General features: G+C 45.0%; 6 protein-coding genes. 5 read left to right on the forward strand and 1 reads right to left on the reverse strand.

The features are described 5' to 3' along the window. Positions 1-8: 8 nt before the first annotated feature. Positions 9-1337, forward strand: coding sequence for an ABC transporter substrate-binding protein (locus tag PN457_RS10005; protein ID WP_271733091.1), 1329 nt, complete (start codon positions 9-11; stop codon positions 1335-1337). 118 nt (positions 1338-1455) lie between these two features. Then, a complete protein-coding gene (aspS, locus tag PN457_RS10010; protein ID WP_271733093.1) occupies positions 1456-3243 on the forward strand; it encodes an aspartate--tRNA ligase in 1788 nt (595 codons plus the stop codon). A gap of 53 nt (positions 3244-3296) precedes the next feature. Here the strand turns inward: aspS and PN457_RS10015 are convergent, their stop codons facing one another. Further along, the gene (locus PN457_RS10015) at positions 3297-4094 is read right to left on the reverse strand and encodes an S-layer homology domain-containing protein (RefSeq protein ID WP_271733095.1); all 798 of its coding nucleotides are present in this window, start codon (positions 4092-4094) and stop codon (positions 3297-3299) included. A gap of 322 nt (positions 4095-4416) precedes the next feature. Here PN457_RS10015 and PN457_RS10020 point away from each other — a divergent pair, with 322 nt between their 5' ends. The 3 genes from PN457_RS10020 to PN457_RS10030 all read left to right on the forward strand — a co-directional run bounded on the left by PN457_RS10020 (position 4417) and on the right by PN457_RS10030 (position 7006). Beyond that, positions 4417-5316, forward strand: coding sequence for a DUF2382 domain-containing protein (locus PN457_RS10020; RefSeq protein WP_271733097.1), 900 nt, complete (start codon positions 4417-4419; stop codon positions 5314-5316). 55 nt (positions 5317-5371) lie between these two features. Beyond that, on the forward strand, positions 5372-6181 hold the full coding sequence (locus tag PN457_RS10025) for an SAM hydrolase/SAM-dependent halogenase family protein (protein ID WP_271733100.1): 810 nt from the start codon (positions 5372-5374) through the stop codon (positions 6179-6181). A 171-nt stretch (positions 6182-6352) separates the two neighbouring features. Further along, positions 6353-7006 carry a DUF2301 domain-containing membrane protein gene (locus tag PN457_RS10030; RefSeq protein WP_271733102.1) on the forward strand — a complete coding sequence of 218 codons (654 nt, stop codon included), beginning with the start codon at positions 6353-6355 and terminating at the stop codon, positions 7004-7006. Positions 7007-7270 lie beyond the last annotated feature (264 nt).

The raw sequence follows: 7270 nt of genomic DNA on the forward strand, positions 1-7270 counted from the left end.
TAGTTGATATGACAACTAACAGTTTACTATATCCCATCAGCAGTTTTTTTTCTCAGTGTATATCTACTGCGAGGAGGCTATTAATTTTAGGAATTGTTCTTTGCTCTTGTCTCATCATTCTATCTGGGTGTCTACCTCTACCAGTACAAGATGAGGGGGTAATTCGCCTTACACTTTGGCAAGGCATTAATCCACCGGTTAACCGCGATGTGTTTAACAAACTGGTAGATAAATTTAATCAAACTCATGCTGATATTCAGGTACAATCTATCTTTGCCGGAGACCTTGACCAACAATTACCGAAAATCCTCGCCGCAGTCGTGGGGAATGTCCCCCCGGATATTCTCAGCTTTTACCCCCAAATTACTGGCCAGTTAGTGGAATTAGGAGCAATTCGACCCTTAGATGACTGGTTAGCCACCTTCCCAGGTAAGTCGGAAGTTAACCCCAATTTATTTGAGGAGTTAACATTAAACAATCAACTGTGGTCAACTCCTCTTTATACTAGCAATATAGGTATTTTCTACCGTCCCCAACTTTTCCAAGCCGCAGGAATTACCCAGACACCCAAGACCTGGGAAGAACTCAGAGCAGTCGCCAAAAAACTCACCATAGACCGGAATGGAGATCAAAGACCAGAACAGTATGGAATGTTACTACCCTTGGGTAAGGGCGAATGGACTGTATTTAGTTGGTTTCCCTTTTTATTGAGTGCTGGGGGGGAAGTAGTCAGCAATCATCAGCCCAACCTGACAAACCCAGGGGCGATCGCCGCCTTACAATTTTGGCAAGACCTATTACAAGACGGTTCAGCTACACTCTCACCCCCAGAACGGGGTTATGAAGAGGATGCCTTTTTAAGCGGTCGTGTGGCCATGCAAATTACCGGACCTTGGACTTATATTACTAAGTCTAACATTGATTATGATGTGTTTCCTATTCCCGGAAGTCTCACACAAGCCACAGTCACCGGGACGGGCAATATGTATGTAATGAAAACTACACCCGAAAGAGAAGCCGCAGCCCTGAAGTTTTTAGAGTATGTTTTAAGTGAACAATTCCAAACCGAATGGAGTATTGGCACAGGGTTTTTACCGGTTAACCTCAAATCCGCTCAAAGTCAAGCCTATCAGGAATATGCAGCCACAAAACCTTGGTTAAAAGTCTTTGTTGACCAAATGCACACAGCAGGCGCTAGGCCGATTATTGCCGGATATAGTCGTTTATCCGAGAGCTTAGGTAGAGCCATTGAGTCCAGCTTGCTCGGTCAACCCCCAGCAAAAGCTTTGCAAGTAGCCCAAGAACGTTTAGAACTGATTTGGCAGAATGTAAAGTAAAAGCCACAAAAAAATTTTTTCTGAACCTGTAACAACTACAATTACTATTGATGCTAGATAATGGGAAAGCCTTGACATTTACTAACCCATCTAGCCCGACAGAATCAAACTAACACCTATGCGAACTCACTATTGCGGCGAACTCCGAAAAAAACATATTGGAGAAACTGTTACCTTGTATGGATGGGTAGACCGTCGCCGCGATCATGGGGGCGTGATCTTCTTAGATTTGCGCGATCGCTCCGGGATTGTGCAAATCGTCAGCGACCCCCAACGCACCCCAGATTCCTACCAACAGGCCAACACCCTGCGCAATGAATACGTTGTAGAAATTACCGGGAGAGTCACACAACGCCCGGAGGAATCCTTAAATCCCCGCCTCCCCAGCGGCGAAGTAGAAATCTACGCAGATAAAATTACACTACTTAACAGCGTTCGTAAACAGTTACCATTTCAAGTTTCCACCGTTGAAAGCGAAAATGTCCGGGAAGACCTGCGCCTCAGGTATCGTTACTTAGATTTACGACGGGAGCGCATGGCGCACAATATGCAATTGCGTCATCAAGTCGTTAAAGCCATGCGTCGCTACCTAGAAGACCTGGAAGGGTTCATAGAAATAGAAACCCCCGTACTCACCCGTTCCACCCCCGAAGGTGCGAGGGATTACATCTTACCCAGTCGCTCTAACCCCGGGGAGTGGTTTGCCTTACCCCAATCACCCCAGCTATTTAAACAAATCCTCATGGTATCGGGCATGGATAGATATTATCAGATTGCCCGTTGCTTCCGTGATGAAGACCTGCGCGCCGACAGACAACCAGAATTTACTCAGTTAGACATGGAAATGAGTTTCATGTCTCAAGAGGAAATTATCGCCCTCAATGAAAAATTAGTGGCTCATATCTTTAAAACAGTTAAAGGCATAGAGCTAAACCTACCATTCCCCCGTCTCACCTACGCCCAAGCCATGGAACGCTATGGTACTGATAAACCAGATACCCGCTATGGCTTGGAATTAGTCAATGTCTCCGATATCCTCCAAGACTCCGGTTTTAAAGTCTTTCGAGATGCGATCGCCCATGGTGGTACTGTTAAAATACTGCCCATACCCCAAGGTAATGATGTCATTTCTAACGTCCGCATCAAACCAGGCGGTGACCTATTCAAAGAAGCTACCGAAGCGGGAGCCAAAGGTTTAGCTTTTATCCGCGTCCGCGAACATGGCGAAATCGACACCATAGGCGCTATTAAAGACAACCTCACCCCAGAGCAAAAACAGGAAATCTTGCAGCGTACCGGTGCAAAAGCCGGACATCTGTTATTATTTGGTGCTGGTGACACCGCCACAGTTAATAAAACCCTAGACAGATTACGCCAAGTCGTCGCCAAGGAATTTAAATTAATCAATCCCGAAAAAATTAACTTACTCTGGATTACAGACTTCCCCATGTTCGAGTGGAACGCCGACGAAAAACGCCTAGAAGCACTACATCACCCCTTTACAGCACCCCATCCCGAAGATGTGAGTGACCTAAAAACCGCCCGGGCCCAAGCCTACGACCTAGTATTAAACGGCTTAGAAATTGGCGGCGGTAGTCTGCGAATTTACCAAGGGGACATTCAACAGCAAGTATTTGCAGCCATTGGTTTATCTACCGAAGAAGCCCATGATAAATTTGGCTTTCTCCTCGAAGCCTTTGAATATGGCACACCCCCCCATGGTGGAATTGCCTATGGTTTAGACCGTTTAGTTATGTTACTAGCGGGTGAGGAATCCATTCGGGATGTCATCGCTTTCCCCAAAACACAACAAGCCCGTTGTTTGCTCACAGATGCACCTTCTGGCGTAGATGTCAAGCAACTCAAAGAATTACACGTTGCTTCTACCTACAAACCAAAACCCTAACCACATCCGAACCTAGGGACGGTTAATCAATCGTCCCTACACCCACCCAGCAACTACCGAGCAGCCTGGGTAACCTCTGGACGCACAATATAATTATAAGCCGCCACATCACTAGGTAGAGGTTCCATTCTCCCCTGATCTACTAGAGCTTGGTGGATAAAAGCCGCAGCAGTAGAACGCCTCAGAGCCTGATTAGGATTAAGTACCCTAGGATTGGGATAATTAACCACCATATTTCGCTGTGTAGCTATGCCTACATCATTAATAGCATAATCGGGAATTTGTCCGGCATCTGTATAATAATCCCGCGCCAGTGCAGCCACAGGTGTACTAGGCGCAGTTGCTACTACTAAAGGCTGCATTAAAGAAGTCATCGCCAGGGGTAAGTATCTCGGTCTTCTCGCAACCCGCCGAGTTTCCGGTGTTAAATTCAAGCCTCTAGTGAGGGTGACTAGAGCATCTAGTCTGGAAACTGGCTGATTGGGAGCAAAGAAACCACCCGGATAAGCGCTCATAAATCCCTGCTGATAGGCTTCCTCAATAGCTGGAGAAGCCCAATATCCCGGAGGGACATCGGCGAAAACACTCCCATCTTCAATCTCCCGCACTGCTTCTTGGTCAAATGCTTGACGAAGCATCGCCGCAAACTCATCACGTTGTACAGCTTGTTCCGGTCGGAATGTCCCATCTGGATATCCGACAACAATATTTCTTTGGGCTAAACGTTCAATGAATGGTTGCGCCCAATAGTCCCCAGGAACATCACGAAAAGTATTCTGTGCTAAAACTGGAGATGTTAAACTTACTGCTAGCCCTAGGGCGACTAAAGATGTACTAAATGCACTAGACATTTAAACATACCTCCGTTAATTTAAATCAAATTAATTAGCTTTAAATTTATATCTATACTCATAATATTTCAGATATTTACTATAGTTATCTATCTATCGATTCAAAGAATTATATCTCAAATTAGGCAGCATCTTATGGCTAAGGTAAATATTACCAACTGGTGTATAGGCTCTTACCTCAGAACTATATTTGAGTATTTTCTTAACCAGTCAATCTACTAGAAGTAGTAAATTACAACTTCCTCAAACTCACCCGCCAGCAAGACATAATCTCATCTCACTTATCTTAGGATTGTAAGTAGAGATTTAGGTAAACAGTAATATGGTTCTTTATAAACTTCAAGACTTGAGTACTGGGTATACAAATACTGAATTTGATAATTATGAAATCCGAGATTTTGATGTCTACTCAGATGTCAATAACGAAAGAGTCGGCACAGTCAAAAATATTTTAGTGGATGATACAGGACATTTTCGTTATCTCGTTGTTGATACAGGTTTTTGGGTTTTTGGTAAACAGGTGTTATTACCAATTGGGCGCTCTCGCATTAGCTATGGTGACCGACGGGTCTATGCTACAGGACTCACTAAGGAGCAAGTAGAAAGCCTACCGGAGTTTGACGAACTCGAACGGGTTGATTACGATTATGAAGAGCGGGTACGGGGAGTTTATCGCCCTCCCTTTGCAGAAACACCTTTAGAAACTTCCACACCTGTCGAGGCTACAGCACCTTTAGATACCCCGTCAGCTTATGCTGAGACTACAGCCCCCAGGCGTGATACTTATACTTACGAACACGAGCCAGAACTATACAATATTACTCAGCAAAATCACCAAAACCTCAAACTTTATGAAGAAAGGTTAGTTGCTGATAAATCCCGGATGAAAACCGGAGAGGTTGCAGTTGGTAAGCACGTGGAAACTGATAGAGCCACAGTTTCTGTACCGGTGGAAAGAGAACGGGTAGTGATTGAACGCACTACCCCCACAGATGCGGGACGCATAGCGGCCCCCGGTGAAGTTGATTTCCGTGAAGGTGAAGTTGCACGGGTGGATATTTACGAAGAAACTCCAGAAATACGCAAGGAAGCTGTTTTACGTGAAGAAGTGAAAGTTAAAAAGGTGGTAGAAGCAGATACCGTTGAGGCTCAAGAACAACTGCGCCGGGAAGAGTTAGATGTGAAGAAAAATAATCAGCCCTCCCGGAAAAGAAAGACTTGATGATGGTTGATATGATGGTAGTGGCTTGATTTTAGCGCCCTGCTCCCTTGGTTTCATGTCTCAAACACATACCAATCAATTATCTATTCTGGCACTGCTCACCGATTTTGGCGATCGCGATGTTTATGTAAGTGTCATGAAAGGTGCGATCGCCCAAATCAATCCCCATATTAAGGTAGTTGATTTGACACACCAAATACCGCCGCAAAATATCGCCGCGGCGCGTTTTTGTCTGATGAATGCTTACCCCTATTTCCCAGTAGGTACAGTATATGTCGCCGTGGTAGACCCCGGAGTGGGCAGTCAACGCCGAGCGATCGCCCTAGAATTTCCCCAAGGCTTGCTAGTAGGGCCAGATAATGGTATCTTTAGTGGTGTGTTGTCTCAAAGTCCGGCAACTCGCGCCGTAGAACTGACTAACTCTCAATATTGGCGCACACCCCAACCCAGCCACACCTTCCACGGTAGAGATATCTTTGCACCTGTGGGCGCTCATCTGGCTGCGGGGGTTGATTTAAAACAGCTAGGCGCAGAAATTGATACCGCCTCTCTGGTCAAGTTGGATCTTGGGCAATGTCAGGAAACCAACACCGGAGTTAGGGGTTACATTCAATATATTGATACTTTTGGCAACTTAATTAGTAATATTCCTGGGGAATACGTCTTAGGTAAAAATTGGTCTGTGCAAGTTTCTGGCTTGACTATACCCGGATGTGTGACTTATAGTGATGTCAATGTGGGGGAACCTGCGGCTTTAGTTGGTAGTCATGGCTGGGTAGAAATTGCCATTAACACCGGCAATGCTTCCCTACAACTACAAGTTAACTGCCAAGATCAGTTAGAAGTTTTGTTTTTAGGTAGATGAAAAAAATAGGTTGACACTCCCACGGCTAGACGCGCGTGGGAGTTTTTCCCCCGATGACGCTGATACAATCATTTCTATAGTGCGCTCTTTTAACCAAACCGTTGGGAAAGAATTTGGCGCAGCTTAACCGCCTCCCCATGGGATAGCATTTTTGTCAAAGCCTATTTAACCATGACTACAGAAACACTCTCAGCACCGGTTTATCAAGGTCAGTTTGGGGAATTTACTATTAACCAAAGCGATCGCACTAGCGTGATTATTTACCGTACTGGGTTAATGGTAGCAGCCCTAACCTTTGCGATCGGTAGCGCCTTAGTCTTATTTTACAACACACCCCAAACCATAGCCGCCCTCACGCCCTTATACCTCTGTTTTAGTTTAGCTCTAGGTGTCAGCTTATTAACCATTCACATCTACATGGTAGCACTGCACCGACTCTTACAAATAGTCTGGGCGATCGGCAGTATATCAGCCCTAGTCTTAGCCCTATCTACTAGTCAACCCTTACCCATCACAGTTTACACCCAACCCCTGACATTATTTGGTATAGGTTTTACCTTCGTCGCCTTAACAGGTATTTTTTTTAAAGAAGCCTTTTGTTTTAACCGCCTGGAAACCAAAGCATTAACTGCCATTGTCCCAGTATTATTACTAGGTCATTTAGTCGGAATTTTACCCCCAGCCTGGGAACGAGTCTTATTAGCAGCGTGGGCAATTTTGTTAATAATATTTGCACTGCGTAAAGTCTTCCAAGCCATCCCCCCAGACATTGGCGACAAGTCAGTATTTGCTCACTTAAAAGCCCAAGCTAAAACTAAACATTAATACTAACAGCTTAGGGAACACACCGAACACACCGAACACACCGAACACACAAAAAACAATCAAATCCAGTCCCCTCCCCTTAAAAGGACAAGACAAGGTGGACAAGGTGGACAAGGTGACCACCGGAGAAAAACAGTACAAAGTCTGTATTCTTAGTAAGAAAAATAGCCCCTTAAAAGACCATTGTCCGGATAAAATCTTCCTTGTCCACTTTCCTTCCTTGTCTTCGGTGGTCTTGCCTTCACAGATCATATTAAAAACCTA

Origin of the sequence: Anabaenopsis arnoldii, from assembly GCF_028331025.1 — a bacterium.
In the GTDB taxonomy this organism is placed as follows: domain Bacteria; phylum Cyanobacteriota; class Cyanobacteriia; order Cyanobacteriales; family Nostocaceae; genus Anabaenopsis; species Anabaenopsis arnoldii.

Excerpts from the sequence above, each read along its gene's own strand:
- PN457_RS10015 (WP_271733095.1), bottom strand. The coding sequence starts at position 4,094 with ATGTCTAGTGCATTTAGTACATCTTTAGTCGCCCTAGGGCTAGCAGTA.
- aspS (WP_271733093.1), top strand. The coding sequence starts at position 1,456 with ATGCGAACTCACTATTGCGGCGAACTCCGAAAAAAACATATTGGAGAA.
- PN457_RS10020 (WP_271733097.1), top strand. The coding sequence starts at position 4,417 with ATGGTTCTTTATAAACTTCAAGACTTGAGTACTGGGTATACAAATACT.
- PN457_RS10030 (WP_271733102.1), top strand. The coding sequence starts at position 6,353 with ATGACTACAGAAACACTCTCAGCACCGGTTTATCAAGGTCAGTTTGGG.
- PN457_RS10025 (WP_271733100.1), top strand. The coding sequence starts at position 5,372 with ATGTCTCAAACACATACCAATCAATTATCTATTCTGGCACTGCTCACC.
- PN457_RS10005 (WP_271733091.1), top strand. The coding sequence starts at position 9 with ATGACAACTAACAGTTTACTATATCCCATCAGCAGTTTTTTTTCTCAG.